This is a genomic window from Pseudomonas extremorientalis, from assembly GCF_001870465.1.
Lineage (GTDB): Bacteria > Pseudomonadota > Gammaproteobacteria > Pseudomonadales > Pseudomonadaceae > Aquipseudomonas > Aquipseudomonas extremorientalis.
Window position 1 is genome coordinate 53,748 of the sequence record NZ_MDGK01000056.1, and the last position, 19,542, is coordinate 73,289.

The window sequence follows — 19,542 nt, forward strand, 5'->3', positions numbered from 1 at the left end:
GTATGTCAGCCGATACATTTCCAGCTGACAGACCGCTATCGGGGGCAAGCCCCCTCCCACATTGGTTCTGCAGTGAGATTAAGGGCCCGTTACAATGCCGCTCCCCCAAGGAGCCCCCATGCCCACCCTACTCACCGACTGGCGCCACCGCCCCACCCACCGCCGCGTCTGGGCCCTGGCCGCGCCGATGATTCTGTCGAATATCTCGGTGCCTCTCGTGGCCCTGGTCGACAGCATGGTCATCGGCCACCTGCCCCACGCCCATCAACTGGGGGCCGTGGCGGTCGGCGCCAGTCTGTATACCTTTCTGGCCTGGGCCATGGGTTTCCTGCGCATGGGCTCAACCGGTTTTGCCGCACAGGCTGCCGGGCGCAATGATGGGGCCGCGCTGCGACAAATCCTCCTGCAGGGCCTGCTACTGGCGTTGGGGCTGGCCATGCTGCTGGGCACCGTGGGCATTCCGTTCAGCCATCTGGCATTGGAATGGATGCAACCCTCCCCCGAACTCAATCAACTGACCCAGGACTTTTTCCACACGCGCCTGTTCGGCCTGCCTGCCGCCCTTGCCAGCTACGCACTGGTCGGCTGGTTCCTCGGCGCGCAGAACGCACGCGCGCCCTTGGCGATCCTGCTGACCACCAACCTGGTCAACATCGCGCTGAACCTGTGGTTTGTGCTGGGCCTGGATTGGGGGGTGGTCGGTTCGGCGCGGGCGTCCGTGATTGCCGAATGGACCGGCGCCTTGCTGGGCCTGGCGATGACGCAAAAAGCCCTGCGCGCCTACCCCGGCCATATCGCCTGGGCGGCGCTGAAACAGTGGGAAAGCTGGCGCCCGCTGCTGGCGGTGAACCGCGACATCTTCATCCGCAGCATTGCGCTGCAATCGGTGTTTTTCATGATCACGGTGCAAGGTGCACGCCTGGGCGATGCCACCGTGGCGGCCAATGCACTGCTGCTCAACGGCCTGTTGTTGACAGCCCATGCGCTGGACGGCTTGGCCCATGCGGTGGAAGCCTTGTGCGGCCACGCCATCGGCGCCCACGACCGCCAGGCCATGCGACGTTCACTGGTCGTCGCTGGCGGTTGGTCGCTGATTGCCAGCGTCGGCTTTGCCCTGCTGTTCACGGTCTGCGGCCACCTGTTTATCGCCATGCAAACCGATATCCCCAGCGTGCGCGAAACGGCAGATATCTACCTGCCCTACCTGGCCGTATTGCCCTTGATTGCGGTGTGGAGCTATTTGCTCGACGGCTTGTTTATTGGTGCGACACGGGCGCGGGAAATGCGCAATGGGATGCTGTTGACCGTGGTTTCAGTGCTACCGGTTGCCTGGGCATTGCAGGGCCTGGGCAACCACGGGCTGTGGATTACCTTCTTGGTGTTCATGTCGGTGCGCAGTCTGTTGCTTTGGGTGATCGCCAGGCGAATCAATCGGGCGAATGGATGGTTCGGCCCTCGTTTGGCACCGCGGTCATATTGGCCGTAACGCAAGGAACTCAGATACGCAATCTGGCGCCGGGACAAGCTATTGATCTGGATATAACCCAGGCAACTGTGTGTACGCTCAATGCGTCAGGGTAGATTGACCTGCCCCATCCGGCGAGGTGACATAGCTCAAATGAAGACCCGTACTCGGCGCTCAGGCCCCACAGCAGGGTAGGAGCGAATGGGCTCGCTCCTACCCTCTCATAGCTTACGACGAAAGATACGACGACCGCGTCAGCCCTAACCGAAGTGCATCCAGGAACTGCGTGCGCTCACTGGCGCTGATCTTCGCGCTCGCACACTTGTCACGGTAGTGCGTCATCAACTCCTCCGGCGACAAGTGCACATAGCGCAGCATGTCTTCGATGGTGTCGTGGGTCTCGATACCGGCGCTGTACACCGAACCGTCTTCACGCTGGTAGATGTTCACCGAATCGGTGTCACCGAACAGGTTGTGCATGTCGCCGAGAATTTCCTGGTAAGCGCCTACCAGGAAGATCCCCAGCAAGTAGTCCTCACCTTCGTTCAAGCCATGAACCGGCAGGCTGGTCTCGATGCTCTGCTCATCGACGTACTGCTTGATCTTGCCGTCGGAGTCGCAGGTCAGGTCTTGCAGTACGGCGCGACGCAGCGGCTCTTCGTCAAGGCGGTGCAGCGGCAGGATCGGCAATACCTGGCCGATGGCCCAGGTGTCCGGCAGGCTCTGGAACACCGAGAAGTTGCAGATGTACTTGTCGGCCAACTTGTCGTTGAGCTCATCCAGCACCTGGCGGTGCGAGCGCTGGCGGGCCTTGAGCGAGTTGTGCAGGCGGCGGCACACGGCGAAGTAGCACTGCTCGGCCAGGGCTTTTTCGGCCAGGGTCAGCTTGCCGTCGGCGTACTGCGTGGCCACGTCGCTCATGTAGTGGGTGGCGCGCCAGTAGGTTTCGGTGACCATCTCGATGTCGGTCGGGCCGAGCAGGTCCACCAGCCATTGCACGGTTTCCGGCAGGGCTTCCTTGTTTTCGATGGTCGGGATTTCGTCGTTGTGTTTCTCGACGTCAGTGACCTGCACCACCAGCATGGCGTGGTGGGCGGTCAGGGAACGGCCGCTTTCGGAGAAGATATTCGGGTGCGGCAGGCTCTGCGCGTCGCAGAATTCCTTGAGCATGCCCACGACCACGCCGGCATAGTCATCCATGTCGTAGTTGATCGAACTGGCGTTACGCGAGTGCGTGCCGTCGTAGTCCACGCCCAGGCCGCCGCCCACGTCGATGTGGTCCACCGGCAGGCCGAGGTTGCGCAGCTCGCCGTAGTAACGGATGGCTTCCTTGAAACCGTGCTGGTAGTCGGCCAGGTTGGCGATCTGCGAGCCCATGTGGAAGTGCAGCAGGCGGATGCCCTGGTCCAGGCCGGCCGCACGGAAGCGCTCGACCACGGACAGCAGTTGCGCCGCCGACAGACCGAACTTGGACTTCTCGCCACCGGTGTCCGCCCACTTGCTCGACGCCAGGGAAGACAAACGCACACGCAGGCCAACCTGTGGCTTGACCTTGAGGCTGGCGGCTTCTTCGATCACCAGCTCAACTTCGGATTCTTTCTCGATCACGATGAACACGTTGTGGCCGAGCTTCTGGCCCATCAGCGCGAGGCGGATGAATTCGCGGTCCTTGTAACCGTTGCAGACGATGGTGCCGCCCTTCGGCGCCAGGGCTAGCACGGCCAGCAGCTCGGGCTTGGAGCCGGCTTCCAGGCCGATGGACACGTTCTGGGTGGCGATGATGTTCTCGATCACCGCCTCCTGCTGGTTCACCTTGATCGGGTACAGCGCGGTGTACTTGCTCTGGTATTCCAGGCGTTCGATGTTCGAATCGAAAGCGCCGGTCAGCTGGCGTACACGGTCTTGCAGGATGTCGGGGAAGCGCACCAGCAACGGCAACGACAGGCCGCTCTTGCGCAGCTCGTCGACTTGCTCGTACAGGTCGACGGGCGTGCTGTTCGGGCCGTTCGGACGAACTTCAACGCGACCGGCTTCATTGATCGCGAAATACCCGGCCCCCCAATGGCGGATCCCGTAAACACTGCGGCTGTCCGCAACTGTCCATTGGCTGCCATCGTCTTTGCGTGTGCGTCGTACGGACATCGAAGTCCCCTATAAATGAAGGCGAAAGCGCCGCCTCTGGTTGAGGCTGGCGCAGTCTAAAGAATGAAAATGACGATTTGCCTGCGTGCAAGGTAGGACCCCGCGCGCAGGACAGAGTTTAGACACAGGTTGGGAAGAGGCTTTCAGCCGCCGGACTTCTTGGCCTTGTACCCGAGCTTGATCAGCTCGGCCAACAGCAACTCGACGTGATCGCCCTGGATCTCGATAACGCCGTCTTTCAACGCGCCACCGGTGCCACAGCGCTTTTTCAGCGTGGTGGCGAGCTCCTTCAGCGCGTCTTCGGCCAGCGGCACGCCGGTGATGGTGGTCACCGTCTTGCCGCCACGGCCTTTGCTCTCGCGTCGCACGCGGGCAATACCGTCGCCTTCGGGAATCAGGGTCTGTTTGCAGGTGCAAGCGTCCACGGGCTGACGACAGTCCGGGCAGTGTCGACCTGCGTCGGTGGAAAATACCAGGCCACCAAGGGCGGCGAAGGATGCGGCTTTTTTGGCCACCGGCAATCCTCTTGGGAGGATGAAGACTGATCGATCAGACTGACCGACCGCGAAGCCCCACTCAGGCAGGGGCAGCGCTACCGAACCGCCAAGGCGGTTCGGGTGAAAAGTCGCGCAGTGTAACCACAAAAAGCCGACTTGCTAAGAGCCAAATGGCGCCAATTTATGCAACTTTAGCGACGTGAGGCCAGATAGCGGCGCAAGCCTTCCTGGGCGTCCGGGCAGTACGGCTTTTGCTCAGCCTCCTGCAGGACGGTGTCGATAGGTAAAAAGCGCGCTTCCATGACCTCTTCCGGCTGCAGGCGCAGCGGCCCGTCCCACACGGCTGAGTAGGATTTGCACCAGAGCCGGCTATCGCCATCTTCGAAGTAGAAGTGGTCATGTTCGACCAACACCACCCCACTGACCCCAAGCTCTTCTTCCAGCTCACGGGCTGCCGACACGGCATAGGACTCACCCGCCGCCACCATCCCGCCTGCCGCCGTGTCCCAGTAACCGGGATACAGGGCTTTGCTCAAGGTGCGCCGATGCACACACAACTCACCGGCGCTATTGAAAAGAAAGATAAAGGTGCAACGGCCGATCAGGCCGCGCTGGCGCAGGTCGGACCTGACAAGGTCGCCGAGCAGGTTGTCATGCTCATCGACCCAGCAGATCAGTTCAGCGTCGGAAGCCGCACGGTGGGCGGCCTCCTTTTGAGTAGCGTCCATCATCAACCCTGGTTGAGGAGCTGACGCAAGTCGATCACTGCAGCGTTTGCCCGGGAAATGTAATTGGCCATCACCAGCGAATGGTTCGCCAGCACGCCGAAGCCACTGCCATTAAGAATCATAGGACTCCACACCGGTTCCTGCGAGGCTTCCAGCTCACGAATGATCTGGCGCACGCTGACGGTGGCGTTTTTCTTGGCCAGTACGTCGGCAAAGTCCACTTCGATGGCGCGCAACAGGTGGGACAAGGCCCAGGCCTGGCCACGGGCTTCGTAGAACACGTTGTCGATCTGCATCCATGGAGTTTCCACCACTTCTTCATCGACCTGCGGCACTTCACCCGGCGCCAGCGCTTCGGTTTTCAGCGCAGTGTTCAGCTTCACGCGGCCCACACTGGCCGACAGGCGTTGCGACAGCGAGCCCAGGCGGGTGGCGACATCGCCCAGCCAGTTGTTCAGGTTGTCGGCCCGCGCATAGAACAACGCGCCTTTCTGGTTCGGGTCGGACAGGCGCGCTTCATAGCGGCTCAGGGAGTTGATGCCTTCCTGGTATTCGGACTCGCTGGATGGCAGCACCCAGCTCTTGTTATCGAAGTTGAAGCGCGGCTCGGCCTTGGCCAAGTCGGCGTCTTCGGCCGACTGCGACTGCGAGCGGGCGAAATCCTTACGCAGGGCGCGGGTCAGGTCGCGCACCTGCACCAGCACGCCGTATTCCCAGCTCGGCATGTTGTCCATCCACAGGCCTGGCGGGAAGCGGTCGTTGGAAATGTAGCCACCCGGCTTGTTCAGCAAGGTGCCAACCACCGTCTTGAGGGTTTCGACGGTGGTAAAGCCCACCACCATCTGCTTGCCGTCTTTTTCGGCGGCAATCTGCGCGTTCTGCTGGACCGGGAACAGCGCCGGCTCTTCGCTCCAGTACCAGCCCAAGGCGCCTGTGACCAACAGGTACAGGCCGAGCACACTGAGCACGGCACGGCTCATCAGCAGGGTACGAAAATAGCTGCGGTTGGCCGACTTGGGCTCAGGGGCGGGGCCTTTGGCGCTGCCTGCACGGTTTTTCCAGTCCAGCATGGCGATATCCTTTCAATCACTTGAGTTCATGCACTTGAATTGATGGCGTGCGTTCAAACACTCCGACCACAACCCTAACCCATCGTGCCCGCCCGTGCGGGGCTTTTCGCCAAACTGGCGCACAGAGGGCGTTCGACTATAAAGAATGCACGCTTTTTCCGCCGCGCGACCAGCGGGTCAGCAACTGAATACTCCGCACGCACAGTTTATTGACGTATGACACTCATCCCATGGGAAAGAGGTGCTAGCATAGAGCCATCAGTCGACCTCAGCATGCACCCTCACTAGTAGTCAGGATATGACCGAGCCAGAAGACCCCAGCCGTGAGCGCCTCAAGCAGCATTTTGCCCAGCGGGTAATTCATCAGGCACGTCAAATTCTTGAGATCTGGCAGCGCCTGCAACGCAGCGAGTGGTCCGGCACTGACCTTTCCGAACTCAGCGAGGCCAATCTGCGCCTGCTGCGCTTTGCCGAGCGTTTCGAACAGCCGGAACACAGCCAGTTGGCGCAGCACATCGGCGAATCCCTCAAGGCCGTGGACGAAAACCGCGGGCGCCTGAGCAGCCAACTGATCACCGAACTCAACCGCCTGATGCAACGCCTGTCCCGCACCGGGCTGCGCCAGGGCGACCAGCTTGAGCAAACCTTCCTGCCGCCGATGCGCAAGCCGATCTACGTGATGCTGGCTGATCACGACCGTGCCGAGCGCCTGGCCAAGCAGTTGGAGTTCTTTGGCATGAGCGCCCAGTCCCTGGACAGTGTCGCGGCGTTTCGCGCGTCGATGGCCGAGCGCCTGCCGTCGGCGATTGTGATGGACGTGGACTTCTGCGGTGCCGGCCTGGGCCTCAAGCTCGCCGCCGAGGCCCAGGAAGGCCTGGAGCAGAAGCTGCCACTGCTGTTTTTCAGCCTGCACGAAACCGACACCCCGACCCGCCTGGCCGCCGTGCGCGCCGGAGGCCAGGAATTCCTGACCGGTACGCTGGAAGCCTCCAGCTTGCTGGAAAAGATCGAAGTGCTGACCTGCGTCGCCCAGTACGAGCCGTATAAAGTGCTGATCATCGACGACTCGCGGGCCCAGGCGCTGCACACCGAACGGCTGCTCAACAGCGCCGGTATCGTCACCCGCACCTTGATCGAGCCGATCCAGGCAATGGCCGAGCTGGCGGACTTCCAGCCCGACCTGATCATCCTCGACATGTATATGCCCGCCTGTACCGGCACCGAACTGGCCAAGGTCATCCGCCATAACGACCGTTACGTCAGCGTGCCGATCATTTACCTGTCGGCCGAAGACGACCTGGACAAGCAACTGGACGCCATGAGCGAAGGCGGCGATGACTTCCTCACCAAGCCGATCAAGCCGCGCCACCTGATCACCACCGTGCGCAACCGTGCGGCGCGGGCGCGCAACCTCAAGGCGCGGATGGTGCGCGACAGCCTGACCGGCCTGTACAACCACACCCATATCCTGCAACTGCTCGAAGACTGCAGCTTCCGCGCACGCCGCGAGAACAAGCCGCTGAGCTTCGCCATGCTCGACATCGACCACTTCAAGCGGGTCAACGACAGCCACGGCCACCCCATGGGCGACCGCGTGATCAAGAGCCTGGCGCTGTTTCTCAAGCAGCGCCTGCGCAAGACCGACTACATCGGGCGCTACGGCGGTGAAGAATTCGCCATTGTGATGCCTGACACCGATTTGGAAGCCGCCTGCAAAGTATTGGATGAAATCCGTGGGCGCTTTGCCGAAATCCATTACCCGGCCCAACCCCAGGATTTGTGGTGCACCTTCAGCGCCGGGGTGGTGGAGCTGTGCGACGGCTCCGACAGCCTGATGATGGCCGCCCAGGCCGACGAGGCGCTGTACCGCGCCAAAGACGCCGGACGCAATCGCGTACAACCCGCACGCGCATCAAAGCAAAATGCCATCTTTTCACCGGAATCCACTGAATCCGTCATAACGCTGTAATGGAAACGCAATAACTTCAGGCACTTATCTTTTGCTGTCGGTTGAAACCCCGCATGCGCCTGAAGCTGCTGACCAATCTCAATACCCTTCTTCTGGTGGCCGTGTGCCTGGCGCTGGGGGCGACGTTGTGGTGGTCGCAACGGGCGCTGGAGCGACCCTATTTGCTGATGGAACGCTACCTGGGCCTGTCGCAGACGTTCCAGAATGAAGCCGCACGCAATATCGACGATTACCTGGCCAGCGGCGACGCCCTGCGCTTGAGCAGCGCGGGCCAGAGCCTGGAAAGCCTGTTGCAGCATCTGGACGAGTTGCCTGCGGACCTTGCGCAGAACCTGCGCCCGAGCCTGGTGGACCTGGATGCGTTCAGCAAGACTGAGTTGCTGGCGGCCGGTAAGCTGGCAGGCGACCCGCAAGCCTTGCTGCTACAGGCCGAACGTGAATTGGGCGCGAACCTGGAGCAACTGAGCCAGTACGCCATCGGCGTAAACTCTCCCGAAGCCGCGCGCTATCTGCCGCCGTTGCTGGCCGCCTCCCAGCACCTGGGCAAGTTATCCCTGGCCCGCGACAAACTGGTGAGCAGCGGGCGTGCGGAACTGGCCGACGATGTGGAACGCGAAGTCGGCGCTATCCGCAGCCAGGCCGACCTGTTGGAGCAACTGCCGTTGCTCGGCGTCAAGGCCAGCGCCGAATCCAGCGCCGATGACTTTTCCGCGCTGATGGGGCTGCAGAACAGCGAAAAAACCGAAGCCCAGGACACCGGCGTCGACCTCAAGCGTGAACTCAATAGCCTGCTGACCCGCTACCCCGCCGAACTCAAGCGCACCCGCGACCAGATCCAGCAACGCACCGAACTGGCCGCCAAGACCCACCAGAAAATCAACTCCGTTCAGCAAGCCATCGCCGCACTGGAACCGGTGGTGCGCGCGCAACATGGCCAAATCCAGGGTGAAGTGCGCCTGATGCAAGGGCTGATGATTGGCCTGATCCTGTTGATCGCGCTGCTGATCGACACCTTGCAACGCAAGCTGGCGCGGGTGCTGACCAATCTGGCGCCGGCCCTGTCGACTTGGGCCGAGGGTGACTTCAGCCAGCCGATTGCCCTGGGCAAGACCAACCGCGAACTGCACGATATCGAAGCGTCTCTGAACCGCCTGCGCACCTACCTGGTGGACTTGGTCGGCACCATTCGCGGCAACGCCGAAGAAGTTGCCAGCAGCAGCCGTACCCTCGCCGAACTGAGCAGCGGCCTGCACGACGGCGCCGAACGCCAGGCCGGGGATACTGCGCAAATCCGAGATTCATTGGGTGAACTGGAGGCGACGATCCAGCAAGTCGCCGGTGATGCCAGCCAGGCTGCCGGTGCCAGTCGCAGTGCCGGCCAGGCCGTGGAACAAGGCCAGCGCGTGATCGGCCTGAGCCTCACCGGGCTGCGTGCCCTGGTGGGCGAAGTGCAGCAAAACGCGCAGATGATCGAAAAACTGGCTGAGGAATCCGCCACCATCGGCGGCGTGCTCACGGTGATCCGCTCGATTGCCGACCAGACCAACCTGCTGGCCCTCAACGCTGCCATCGAGGCCGCCCGTGCCGGTGAAGCCGGACGCGGTTTTGCCGTGGTGGCCGACGAGGTGCGCTCGCTGGCCCAACGCACCGCTGGCGCCACCGCAGAAATCCAGACCTTGATCGCCGGGCTGCAGAGCGCCGCCCACCAATCGGTGCAAGGCATGCGGGCCCAGGTCGAACACGCCGAAGCCACCGCCCAGCAAGCCCAGGCGGCGGACGGTGCGCTGGATGAGATTGTCGGCGCGATCCAGACCATATCCGACACCGCCGTGCGCATCGCCGATGTGACCGCGCAGCAGAGTGGTGCCGTCAGCGAGATTCGCGACAACAGTGAGCGGATTCATCAGTTGGGTGAGGACAACTTGCTGCGAATCGGCCAGGGCCGCAGCCAGGGTGAGCACTTGCTGGTGCTAGGTGGGCAGCTCAACACTGCCGTTCAAGCCTTCCGCGTCTGACACGATCTTCAACCTTATAGAGATCAAATGTGGGAGGGGGCTTGCCCCCGATTGCAGTGTGTCAGCCTCAGTGTCTGTAACTGACCCAGCGCTATCGGGGGCAAGCCCCCTCCCACATTTGACCTTCATGGCATTCAGGAGCGTATTACCCATGACCGGATCACCGGCCACAGTCACAAATTTCGCGCTATCCTCGCTAATCGTGCCGCCTACTGCATAGAACTGGACAGTCACAAAGGCTTTGCGGCATAGTCGCCGGGTTCTGCCGTACCCACATCAATAACAAGGAACAGCCGATGGCGACCTTACTGGTTCTTCACGGACCCAACCTGAACCTGCTCGGCACCCGTGAACCGGGCGTCTACGGGGCAGTCACCCTGGACCAGATCAACCTTGATCTCGAACGCAGGGCGCGTGAAGCCGGCCACCATCTGCTCTACCTGCAAAGCAATGCCGAGTACGAATTGATTGATCGCATCCATGCCGCGCGCGGCGAAGGCGTGGATTTTATCCTGATCAATCCCGCCGCTTTTACGCATACAAGTGTTGCATTACGTGACGCGCTGCTGGCGGTGAGCATCCCATTCATCGAAGTGCATTTGTCGAACGTGCACAAACGCGAAGCTTTCCGCCATCACTCCTACTTCTCCGATGTAGCGGTAGGTGTGATCTGCGGCCTTGGCGCCAGCGGTTACCGACTGGCCCTGGAGGCCGCCCTGGAACAACTTGAACAACCGGCCAAGCGCCCCTGACCGACCCTTGGGAGTTGATGATTCATGGATATCCGTAAAGTTAAGAAACTGATCGAACTGCTGGAAGAATCCGGTATCGACGAGCTGGAAATCAAGGAAGGCGAAGAGTCCGTACGGATCAGCCGTCACAGCAAGACCCCGGCCCAGCAGTTCTATGCGCCACAGATGCAAGCGCCGGCTCCGGCCGCTGCTGCTCCGGCCGCCGCGCCTGCTGCCGCCGCTGCACCTGCCGCCCCAGCCGCTCCGGCGCTGAACGGCTTCGTGGTCAAGTCGCCAATGGTCGGTACGTTCTACCGCACCCCGGCACCGACTTCGCCAGCCTTCGTTGAAGTCGGCGCTACCGTGAAAGTGGGCGACACCATCTGCATCGTTGAAGCGATGAAGATGATGAACCACATCACCGCTGAAAAAGCCGGCGTCATCGAATCCATCCTGGTAGAAAACGGTCAGCCGGTTGAGTACGACCAGCCGCTGTTCACCATCGTTTGAACCGCGGAGCGCCTTCGATGTTGAAACCTGCGAAGAAACTGCAAAAAGTCCTGATCGCCAACCGCGGCGAGATCGCGCTGCGTATCCTGCGCGCCTGTAAGGAAGAGGGCATCAAGACCGTCGCTGTTTACTCGACGGCCGATACCGAATTGATGCACGTGAAACTGGCGGACGAAAGCATCTGCATCGGCCCGCCACTGGCCACGAACTCGTACTTGAAAGTCTCGAACATCATCGCGGCCGCGGAAGTGACCGGCGCTGATGGCATCCACCCTGGCTACGGCTTCCTCGCGGAAAACGCCGATTTCGCCGAACAGGTGGAAAAATCCGGGTTTGCCTTCATCGGCCCGAAAGCCGAAACCATTCGCCTGATGGGTGACAAGGTGTCGGCCAAGGACGCCATGATCGCGGCCGGCGTGCCAACCGTTCCAGGCTCCGACGGCCCGCTGCCGGAAGACGAGGAAACCGCGCTGCGCATTGGTCGCGAAGTCGGCTACCCGGTGATCATCAAGGCCGCCGGTGGCGGTGGTGGTCGCGGCATGCGCGTGGTGCACAAGGAAGAAGACCTGATCGAAGCTGCCAAGCAGACTCGCTCCGAAGCGGGCGCCTGGTTCGGCAACCCGATGGTCTACCTGGAGAAGTACCTGACCAACCCACGTCACGTGGAGGTGCAAGTACTGTCCGACGGCCAAGGCCACGCCATCCACCTGGGCGACCGCGACTGCTCGCTGCAACGTCGTCACCAGAAGGTCCTGGAAGAAGCGCCAGCACCAGGCCTGGATGAAAAAGCGCGCCAGGAAGTACTGGCTCGTTGCGTCAAGGCGTGCATCGACATCAACTACCGTGGCGCGGGTACTTTCGAGTTCCTGTACGAGAACGGTCGTTTCTACTTCATCGAGATGAACACTCGTGTGCAGGTAGAGCACCCGGTGTCGGAGATGGTCACCGGTATCGACATCGTCAAGGAGATGCTCAGCATCGCCGCCGGCAACCCGCTGTCCTTCACCCAGGACGACGTGAAGATGCACGGCCACTCCCTGGAGTGCCGCATCAACGCCGAAGACCCGAAAACCTTTATCCCAAGCCCTGGCCTGGTCAAGCATTTCCACGCGCCCGGCGGCAACGGCGTGCGTGTGGATTCGCACCTGTACAGCGGCTACAAGGTGCCGTCCAACTACGACTCGCTGATCGGCAAGCTGATCACCTGGGGCGCTACCCGCGACGAGGCCATGGCCCGTATGCGCAACGCCCTGGACGAAATCGTGGTCGACGGCATCAAGACCAACATCCCGCTGCATCGGGAACTGGTCCGTGATGAAGGCTTCTGCGAAGGTGGTGTGAACATCCACTACCTGGAACACAAGCTGGCCAACCAGTAAGTGCGCCAAACGACACAGCCGCCTCCGGGCGGCTTTGTTGTTTCCGGGCTCCGGATTTCCTGGATGTACAGGGTCCAATGTGGGAGAGGGCTTGCCCCCTCACACAGTTGTCCTGTGTATATTTTGAATACTGCAAATCGCCAGCACAGTCGTCTTCTGACCGCCGCTCGCGTAAACTTGCGCCCTTTCGCAGCCCCACCGCGCTGCACACTCATTTTTTCAAAGGTGCCCGCCATGCCTTGGCTGCAAGTCCGTCTCGCCATCAGCCCAGAACAAGCCGAAACCTATGAAGACGCTTTCCTCGAAGTAGGCGCTGTCTCCGTAACGTTCATGGACGCCGAAGACCAGCCGATCTTCGAACCCGAACTCAACACCACGCCGCTGTGGTCCCACACCCATTTGCTGGCCCTGTTCGAAGACGGCACCGATGCCGCCAGCGTCCTGGCCCATATGGAGCTGCTCACCGGCGGCCCGCTGCCAGAGCACCACAGCGAAGTCATCGAAGACCAGGACTGGGAACGCAGCTGGATGGACAACTTCCAGCCGATGCGTTTTGGCCAGCGCCTGTGGATTGTACCGAGCTGGCATGCCGCGCCCGAGCCCGACGCCGTCAACCTGCTGCTGGATCCGGGCCTGGCGTTCGGCACCGGCACCCACCCGACCACCGCGCTGTGCCTGGAATGGCTGGACGGCCAGGACCTGACCGACAGCCACGTGCTGGACTTCGGCTGCGGCTCGGGGATCCTGGCGATTGCCGCCCTGCTGCTCGGCGCCAAGGAAGCCGTGGGCACCGACATCGACGTGCAAGCCCTGGAAGCCTCTCGCGATAACGCCGGGCGCAACAACATTCCTGAAGGCAAATTCCCACTCTACCTGCCGGAGCAATTGCCCCAGGTACAGGCCGACGTGCTGGTGGCCAACATCCTCGCCGGCCCGCTGGTGTCGTTGGCGCCGCAGTTGTCGAGCCTGGTCAAGCCGGGCGGCCGCCTGGCGCTGTCAGGCATCCTGGCCGAGCAGGGCGAAGACGTCGCCGCTGCCTACGCCAAGGATTTCGAGCTGGACCCGATCGCCAACCGCGATGGCTGGGTACGCATCAGCGGTCGTCGGCGCTAGAATGAGCGCTTGCCTGAATCGGATGGCCGCATGACCGACAGTTTCGTCACCCAGTGCCCGCATTGCCAATCGCGCTTTCGCGTCAACCACGCTCAATTGAGCGTGGCCCGTGGCGTGGTGCGCTGCGGCTCGTGCCTGCAAGTGTTCAATGCGGCTCGCCAGCTGCTGGAGCAACGCGCCCAGGCGCCGGCACCGCAGCCCGAGGCGACTCCCGAGGCGCCGCGCGCCATCAGCCAGAAACAGTGGAGCGCCGAAGAGCTGGACCTGGACAACCTGGACCTGGATGAAGAACTGGCCAAGCTGGAACGCCGCGAGATTCAGCACACGCAGCCTGTTGGCGCGGATCGTCGCCAGCCCGGCACCGACCGCCGCCAAAAGGATGAATCCTTCAGCGCCAGCCGCGACACGGTCAAGGCCGAAGAAGAAAAATGGGCGGCAAGCCTGTTCAGCGAGCCGCCTGAAGAGCGCCTCCACGTCACCGAAGACCAGCCAGAACCTGCGACCAGGCAGCGCACCGAACCGTCCATGTCGTTCCACACCGACGATCGCGACGATGAGCCCCCCCTGCGTTCAACACCAGACGATGACGACATCGACCCACCGTTTACACCGCTGACCAAAGCGGCCGAACCCGACGATCGCCTGCCCCCCCGCCGCAAGCGCCCACGCGCTGAAACCAGCGCCCATGACGACCTGCTGCAGGACCTGGAAGACGATCCGCTGCACCTCTACGCACAAAAACGCCCGACAGGCCTGGGCCGTCGCCTGGTCTGGCTGCTGCTGGTGCTGATCGCCGCCGCCGGCCTCGCAGGCCAATACATCGCCTACCAATTCGACGACCTGGCCCGCCAGGACGCCTATCGCCCGTGGTTCCAGCAACTGTGCCCCACCCTGGGTTGCACCGTGCCATCGCGGGTCGATATTGCCCATATCAAGAGCAGTAACCTGGTAGTGCGCAGCCACCCGGATTTCGCCGGGGCGCTGGTGGTGGATGCGATCATCTACAACCGCGCCACCTTCTCCCAGCCCTTCCCGCTGCTGGAGCTGCGTTTTGCCGACCTGAACGGCAACCTGATTGCCAGCCGTCGCTTCAAACCCGCCGAATACCTCAGCGGTGAGCTGGCCGGCGTTAGCGAAATGCCATCGCAAACCCCGATCCATATCTCCCTGGATATCCTCGATCCGGGCAACAAAGCCGTGAATTACAGCCTGAGCTTCCATTCGCCCGAGTGAATCGGTTCACGCGTTGAAGTTTGACGGCAGGTTATTGACTTTCCCCTGCGTAACCAAACCGCTGGCGATAAAGAAATAACTGTTCAGATTTTATCCAATTCAGCCTTTATCCAGTCATCGAGAGCGGGTATCATGCCAACCCTTTTTCGAACTCTAATGATCCGGCCCCACAACAGGGAAGTCCTATGTCGGCGGTACGCATCGGCCCATACACATTGCAGAACGGCTTGATCCTCGCCCCGATGGCGGGCGTCACCGACCAGCCCTTTCGTCAGCTGTGCAAGCGTTTGGGCGCGGGTCTAGTAGTCTCGGAAATGGTCACCAGCGACATGAGCTTGTGGAACACCCGCAAATCGCGGATGCGCATGATCCACGAAGGTGATCCCGAGCCCCGCTCGGTACAGATCGCCGGTGGAGATGCACAGATGCTGGCGGATGCGGCCCGGGCCAACGTGGAGTTGGGGGCGCAGATCATCGACATCAACATGGGCTGCCCGGCCAGGAAGGTCTGTAACAAGGCCGCCGGTTCGGCCCTGTTGAAAGATGAGCAGTTGGTGGCCGAGATCCTGCAGGCCGTTGTCGCCGCAGTGGATGTGCCGGTTACCCTGAAGATCCGTACCGGTTGGGACCGGGACAACAAGAACGGCCTGACAGTGGCGAAGATCGCTGAACAGGCAGGCATTACAGCGCTGGCGGTGCATGGCCGTACCCGCGCCGACCTTTACACCGGTGAAGCCGAGTACGACACCATCGCTGCGATCAAGCAGGCGGTATCGATGCCGGTATTCGCCAATGGCGACATCGACTCCGCCGAGAAGGCAAGGCGCGTGCTGCACGCCACCGGTGCCGATGGCTTGTTGATTGGCCGGGCCGCCCAGGGGCGTCCGTGGATTTTTCGTGAGATCGATCATTTTCTGCGTACCGGCGAAGTGTTGCCGGCACCGGGGCTGATCGAGGTGGAACGTATTCTGCTAGAGCATCTGGCCGCCCTGCACGCCTTCTATGGGGACGTGATGGGAGTACGCATTGCTCGCAAGCATGTCGGCTGGTATCTCGCAACCCTGCCGGGCGCCAGGGAGTTTCGCGCCCACTTCAATCGTTTGGATGATACGCAAGCACAGGTCGCCACCGTTCGAGAGTACTTCAGCGAGCGTGAAAAGAGCCTGGGGACAGGGGACGGAGAGGGGGTGGCCGCATGACGATGATGACCGAGACTTTAGTGAGTGGAACAACACCCGTGAGCGACAACGTCAATTTGAAACAGCACCTCAACACGCCGAGCGAAGAAGGCCAGACCCTTCGCGGGAGTGTCGAGAAGGCGCTGCACAATTATTTCGCCCACCTTGAGGGCGCTTCCGTCACGGACGTGTACAACCTGGTGCTCTCCGAAGTCGAGGCGCCCTTGCTCGAAAGCGTGATGAACTACGTCAAGGGCAACCAGACCAAAGCCAGTGAGCTGCTGGGCCTCAACCGTGGCACCTTGCGCAAAAAGCTCAAGCAATACGATTTGCTGTAAGCATTCAATCAAACCAGAAAGGCGCCCGCGTAAAACCGGTCGCCTTTTTTGCTGACTCCTTTGCTTTTGATGGAAATTGAAATGACCGACCAGACTACCCGCCTGCCGATCCGCCGCGCCTTGATCAGTGTCTCCGACAAGACCGGGATCCTCGAATTTGCCCGGGAGCTGGAAGCCCTGGGCGTGGAAATCCTCTCCACGGGCGGGACCTTCAAACTGCTGCAGGACAACGGCGTGGCCGCAGTGGAAGTGGCGGACTACACCGGCTTCGCAGAAATGATGGACGGTCGGGTCAAGACCCTGCACCCGAAAATCCACGGCGGTATCCTCGGCCGTCGTGGCACCGACGACGCGATCATGGCCGAGCACGGCATCAAGCCGATCGACCTGGTGGCCGTCAACCTCTACCCATTCGAAGCCACCATCAACAAGCCAGGCTGCGACCTGCCGACCGCCATCGAAAACATCGATATCGGCGGCCCGACCATGGTGCGTTCAGCGGCCAAGAACCACAAAGACGTGGCCATCGTGGTCAACGCCAGTGATTACGCCAACGTATTGGAAAGCCTGAAAGCCGGTGGCCTGACCTACGCCCAGCGTTTCGACCTGATGCTCAAGGCGTTCGAACACACCGCCGCCTACGACGGCATGATCGCCAACTACATGGGCACCGTGAACCAGGCCGCTGAAACCCTCAGCACCGAAGGCCGCAGCCAGTTCCCGCGCACCTTCAACAGCCAGTTCATCAAGGCCCAGGAAATGCGCTACGGCGAGAACCCGCACCAGAGCGCGGCGTTCTACGTGGAAGCCAAGCCTGCCGAAGTGGGCATCGCCACGGCGACCCAGTTGCAAGGCAAGGAGCTGTCCTACAACAACGTGGCCGACACCGACGCCGCGCTGGAATGCGTGAAGAGCTTCGTCAAGCCGGCCTGTGTGATCGTCAAGCACGCCAACCCATGCGGCGTGGCCGTGAGCCCGGACGCTGAAGGCGGTATCCGCCAGGCGTACGAACTGGCCTACGCCACCGATACCGAATCGGCCTTCGGCGGCATCATTGCGTTCAACCGCGAACTGGATGCCGAGACCGCTAAAGCGATCGTCGAGCGTCAGTTCGTTGAAGTGATCATCGCCCCAAGCGTCAGCGAAGAAGCCCGCGCCATCGTGGCAGCCAAAGCCAACGTGCGCCTGCTGGCCTGCGGCGAGTGGTCGGCCGAGCGTGCAGCGGCCTGGGACTACAAGCGCGTCAACGGTGGCTTGCTGGTACAGAGCCGCGACATCGGCATGATCGGCAGCGAAGACCTGAAAGTGGTGACCAAGCGCGCCCCGACCGAGCAGGAGATCAACGACCTGATCTTCGCCTGGAAGGTGGCCAAATACGTTAAATCCAACGCCATCGTCTACGCCAAGAACCGCCAGACCATCGGTGTCGGCGCCGGCCAGATGAGCCGTGTGAACTCGGCGCGTATCGCCGCGATCAAGGCCGAGCACGCCGGTTTGCAGGTGGTGGGTTCGGTGATGGCTTCCGATGCGTTCTTCCCGTTCCGTGACGGCCTGGACAACGCCGCGAAAGCCGGTGTAACCGCCGTGATCCAACCGGGTGGTTCGATGCGTGATGCCGAAGTGATCGCCGCCGCGGATGAAGCTGGCATCGCCATGGTCTTCACCGGCATGCGTCACTTCCGTCACTGATTCAACTCGATCGAAATGTGGGAGCGGACTTGTGTGGCGATCGGGCTTGCCACATGAGTTCGGCTCCACATTGAAGCGCACCCTGAGCGCCTACAGAATTTGAGGTTTTTGACATGAATGTTTTGATCATTGGCAGCGGTGGCCGTGAACACGCCCTGGCCTGGAAAGTTGCCCAGGACCCGCGTGTCCAGAAAGTCTTCGTCGCGCCCGGCAACGCTGGCACCGCCATTGAAGCCAAGTGCGAAAACGTTGCCATCGACGTGCTGGCACTTGAGCAACTGGCGGACTTTGCCGAGAAAAATGTGTCCCTGACCATCGTCGGCCCGGAAGTGCCGCTGGTGGCCGGCGTCGTGGACCTGTTCCGCAGCCGTGGCCTGGACTGCTTCGGCCCCACCGCCGGTGCGGCCCAGTTGGAAGGTTCCAAAGCCTTCACCAAGGATTTCCTGGCCCGCCACAAGATCCCGACTGCCGACTACCAGAACTTCACCGAGATCGAGCCGGCCCTGGCTTACCTGCGCGAAAAAGGTGCGCCAATCGTGATCAAGGCCGATGGCCTCGCTGCTGGTAAAGGCGTGATCGTCGCCATGACCCTGCAGGAAGCCGAAGACGCCGTGCGCGATATGCTCGCTGGCAACGCTTTCGGTGACGCAGGTTCCCGCGTGGTCATCGAGGAGTTCCTCGACGGCGAAGAAGCCAGCTTCATCGTGATGGTCGACGGCAAGAACGTCTTGCCGATGGCCACCAGCCAGGACCACAAACGCGTCGGCGACGGCGACACCGGCCCGAACACCGGTGGCATGGGGGCCTACTCCCCTGCCCCGGTGGTCACGGCCGACGTGCACCAGCGTGTCATGGACCTGGTGATCTGGCCGACCGTGCGCGGCATGGCCGACGAAGGCAATGTGTACACCGGTTTCCTGTATGCCGGCCTGATGATCGACAAAGCCGGTAACCCCAAAGTCATCGAGTTCAACTGCCGCTTCGGCGACCCGGAAACCCAACCGGTGATGCTGCGCCTGCAATCGAGCCTGGTGCTGTTGGTCGAGGCGGCATTGGCCCAGGCCCTGGACAAGGTTGAAGCGCAGTGGGATCCACGTCCGAGCGTCGGCATCGTGCTGGCGGCTGGTGGCTACCCTGCCGACTACGCCAAGGGCGATGTGATTGAAGGCCTGGACGCGGCTGCTACGCTGGAAGGCAAAGTGTTCCATGCGGGCACCGCGCTCAAGGATGGCCAGGTCGTGACGGCCGGTGGCCGTGTGCTATGCGCCACCGCCATGGGCGCCAGCGTCGACGTCGCGCAGCAACAGGCGTACAAGCTGGCCGCGAAGATCGACTGGAAAGGCTGCTTCTACCGCAAGGACATCGGCTATCGCGCCATTGCGCGGGAACGTGGCGAGAACCAGTAAGCAGCTATCCGTTCGGCTAGGCAGGGGCCTCTGGCCCTTGCCGTATGCAGGCCTACCCGCGCATAGTTAACCGTGCATC

At 61.7% G+C, this 19,542-nt stretch carries 15 protein-coding genes and 1 pseudogene; 12 read left to right on the forward strand and 4 right to left on the reverse strand.

The features are described 5' to 3' along the window. Positions 1-118: 118 nt before the first annotated feature. Positions 119-1,486, forward strand: coding sequence for an MATE family efflux transporter (locus BFN10_RS22895; protein WP_071491592.1), 1,368 nt, complete (start codon positions 119-121; stop codon positions 1,484-1,486). A 207-nt stretch (positions 1,487-1,693) separates the two neighbouring features. Here the strand turns inward: BFN10_RS22895 and speA are convergent, their stop codons facing one another. From speA to BFN10_RS22915, 4 genes are all read right to left on the reverse strand, one after another. Next, positions 1,694-3,607 (reverse strand): arginine decarboxylase, encoded by a 1,914-nt coding sequence (speA, locus tag BFN10_RS22900; protein WP_071491593.1) that lies wholly within the window; start codon positions 3,605-3,607, stop codon positions 1,694-1,696. A gap of 143 nt (positions 3,608-3,750) precedes the next feature. Next, positions 3,751-4,122 (reverse strand): translation initiation factor Sui1, encoded by a 372-nt coding sequence (locus tag BFN10_RS22905; RefSeq protein ID WP_017849660.1) that lies wholly within the window; start codon positions 4,120-4,122, stop codon positions 3,751-3,753. 173 nt (positions 4,123-4,295) lie between these two features. Further along, a complete protein-coding gene (locus tag BFN10_RS22910) occupies positions 4,296-4,832 on the reverse strand; it encodes an NUDIX hydrolase (protein WP_071491594.1) in 537 nt (178 codons plus the stop codon). A gap of 2 nt (positions 4,833-4,834) precedes the next feature. Further along, positions 4,835-5,812, reverse strand: a complete 978-nt coding sequence (locus BFN10_RS22915; protein WP_371322043.1) for a DUF2333 family protein — start codon at positions 5,810-5,812, stop codon at positions 4,835-4,837. Between the two features lie 388 nt (positions 5,813-6,200). On the opposite strand from BFN10_RS22915, the gene BFN10_RS22920 reads away from it, so the two are divergent. The 11 genes and pseudogenes from BFN10_RS22920 (at position 6,201) to purD (ending at position 19,463) form a co-directional block, all read left to right on the forward strand. Then, the gene (locus BFN10_RS22920; protein WP_071491596.1) at positions 6,201-7,871 is read left to right on the forward strand and encodes a response regulator; all 1,671 of its coding nucleotides are present in this window, start codon (positions 6,201-6,203) and stop codon (positions 7,869-7,871) included. A 1,499-nt stretch (positions 7,872-9,370) separates the two neighbouring features. Beyond that, positions 9,371-9,886: pseudogene (locus BFN10_RS30220) on the forward strand (methyl-accepting chemotaxis protein); the annotation flags it as partial. 296 nt (positions 9,887-10,182) lie between these two features. Next, positions 10,183-10,638, forward strand: coding sequence for a type II 3-dehydroquinate dehydratase (gene aroQ, locus BFN10_RS22930; RefSeq protein WP_010213488.1), 456 nt, complete (start codon positions 10,183-10,185; stop codon positions 10,636-10,638). Positions 10,639-10,662: 24 nt separating this feature from the next. Continuing rightward, complete coding sequence (gene accB / locus BFN10_RS22935; protein ID WP_010213489.1) at positions 10,663-11,127, forward strand: acetyl-CoA carboxylase biotin carboxyl carrier protein; 465 nt, start codon at positions 10,663-10,665, stop codon at positions 11,125-11,127. 17 nt (positions 11,128-11,144) lie between these two features. Then, positions 11,145-12,506 carry an acetyl-CoA carboxylase biotin carboxylase subunit gene (accC, locus tag BFN10_RS22940; protein WP_071491598.1) on the forward strand — a complete coding sequence of 454 codons (1,362 nt, stop codon included), beginning with the start codon at positions 11,145-11,147 and terminating at the stop codon, positions 12,504-12,506. 234 nt (positions 12,507-12,740) lie between these two features. Continuing rightward, positions 12,741-13,619, forward strand: a complete 879-nt coding sequence (gene prmA, locus BFN10_RS22945) for a 50S ribosomal protein L11 methyltransferase (protein WP_071491599.1) — start codon at positions 12,741-12,743, stop codon at positions 13,617-13,619. 30 nt (positions 13,620-13,649) lie between these two features. Then, positions 13,650-14,852, forward strand: coding sequence for a DUF3426 domain-containing protein (locus BFN10_RS22950; protein ID WP_071491600.1), 1,203 nt, complete (start codon positions 13,650-13,652; stop codon positions 14,850-14,852). Between the two features lie 185 nt (positions 14,853-15,037). Next, on the forward strand, positions 15,038-16,051 hold the full coding sequence (gene dusB, locus BFN10_RS22955) for a tRNA dihydrouridine synthase DusB (protein ID WP_071491601.1): 1,014 nt from the start codon (positions 15,038-15,040) through the stop codon (positions 16,049-16,051). Beyond that, entirely contained in the window at positions 16,048-16,368 is a 321-nt protein-coding gene (gene fis / locus BFN10_RS22960) for a DNA-binding transcriptional regulator Fis (protein ID WP_002555375.1), read from the forward strand. The genes dusB and fis overlap by 4 nt, the downstream gene beginning before the upstream one ends. Before the next feature lie 81 nt (positions 16,369-16,449). Continuing rightward, on the forward strand, positions 16,450-18,057 hold the full coding sequence (gene purH / locus BFN10_RS22965; RefSeq protein WP_071491602.1) for a bifunctional phosphoribosylaminoimidazolecarboxamide formyltransferase/IMP cyclohydrolase: 1,608 nt from the start codon (positions 16,450-16,452) through the stop codon (positions 18,055-18,057). 113 nt (positions 18,058-18,170) lie between these two features. Then, positions 18,171-19,463 (forward strand): phosphoribosylamine--glycine ligase, encoded by a 1,293-nt coding sequence (gene purD, locus BFN10_RS22970; protein ID WP_071491603.1) that lies wholly within the window; start codon positions 18,171-18,173, stop codon positions 19,461-19,463. Positions 19,464-19,542 lie beyond the last annotated feature (79 nt).

Excerpts from the sequence above, each read along its gene's own strand:
- BFN10_RS22895 (WP_071491592.1), top strand. The coding sequence starts at position 119 with ATGCCCACCCTACTCACCGACTGGCGCCACCGCCCCACCCACCGCCGC.
- speA (WP_071491593.1), bottom strand. The coding sequence starts at position 3,607 with ATGTCCGTACGACGCACACGCAAAGACGATGGCAGCCAATGGACAGTT.
- BFN10_RS22910 (WP_071491594.1), bottom strand. The coding sequence starts at position 4,832 with ATGGACGCTACTCAAAAGGAGGCCGCCCACCGTGCGGCTTCCGACGCT.
- BFN10_RS22915 (WP_371322043.1), bottom strand. The coding sequence starts at position 5,812 with ATGAGCCGTGCCGTGCTCAGTGTGCTCGGCCTGTACCTGTTGGTCACA.
- BFN10_RS22920 (WP_071491596.1), top strand. The coding sequence starts at position 6,201 with ATGACCGAGCCAGAAGACCCCAGCCGTGAGCGCCTCAAGCAGCATTTT.
- aroQ (WP_010213488.1), top strand. The coding sequence starts at position 10,183 with ATGGCGACCTTACTGGTTCTTCACGGACCCAACCTGAACCTGCTCGGC.
- accB (WP_010213489.1), top strand. The coding sequence starts at position 10,663 with ATGGATATCCGTAAAGTTAAGAAACTGATCGAACTGCTGGAAGAATCC.
- accC (WP_071491598.1), top strand. The coding sequence starts at position 11,145 with ATGTTGAAACCTGCGAAGAAACTGCAAAAAGTCCTGATCGCCAACCGC.
- prmA (WP_071491599.1), top strand. The coding sequence starts at position 12,741 with ATGCCTTGGCTGCAAGTCCGTCTCGCCATCAGCCCAGAACAAGCCGAA.
- BFN10_RS22950 (WP_071491600.1), top strand. The coding sequence starts at position 13,650 with ATGACCGACAGTTTCGTCACCCAGTGCCCGCATTGCCAATCGCGCTTT.
- dusB (WP_071491601.1), top strand. The coding sequence starts at position 15,038 with ATGTCGGCGGTACGCATCGGCCCATACACATTGCAGAACGGCTTGATC.
- fis (WP_002555375.1), top strand. The coding sequence starts at position 16,048 with ATGACGATGATGACCGAGACTTTAGTGAGTGGAACAACACCCGTGAGC.
- purH (WP_071491602.1), top strand. The coding sequence starts at position 16,450 with ATGACCGACCAGACTACCCGCCTGCCGATCCGCCGCGCCTTGATCAGT.
- purD (WP_071491603.1), top strand. The coding sequence starts at position 18,171 with ATGAATGTTTTGATCATTGGCAGCGGTGGCCGTGAACACGCCCTGGCC.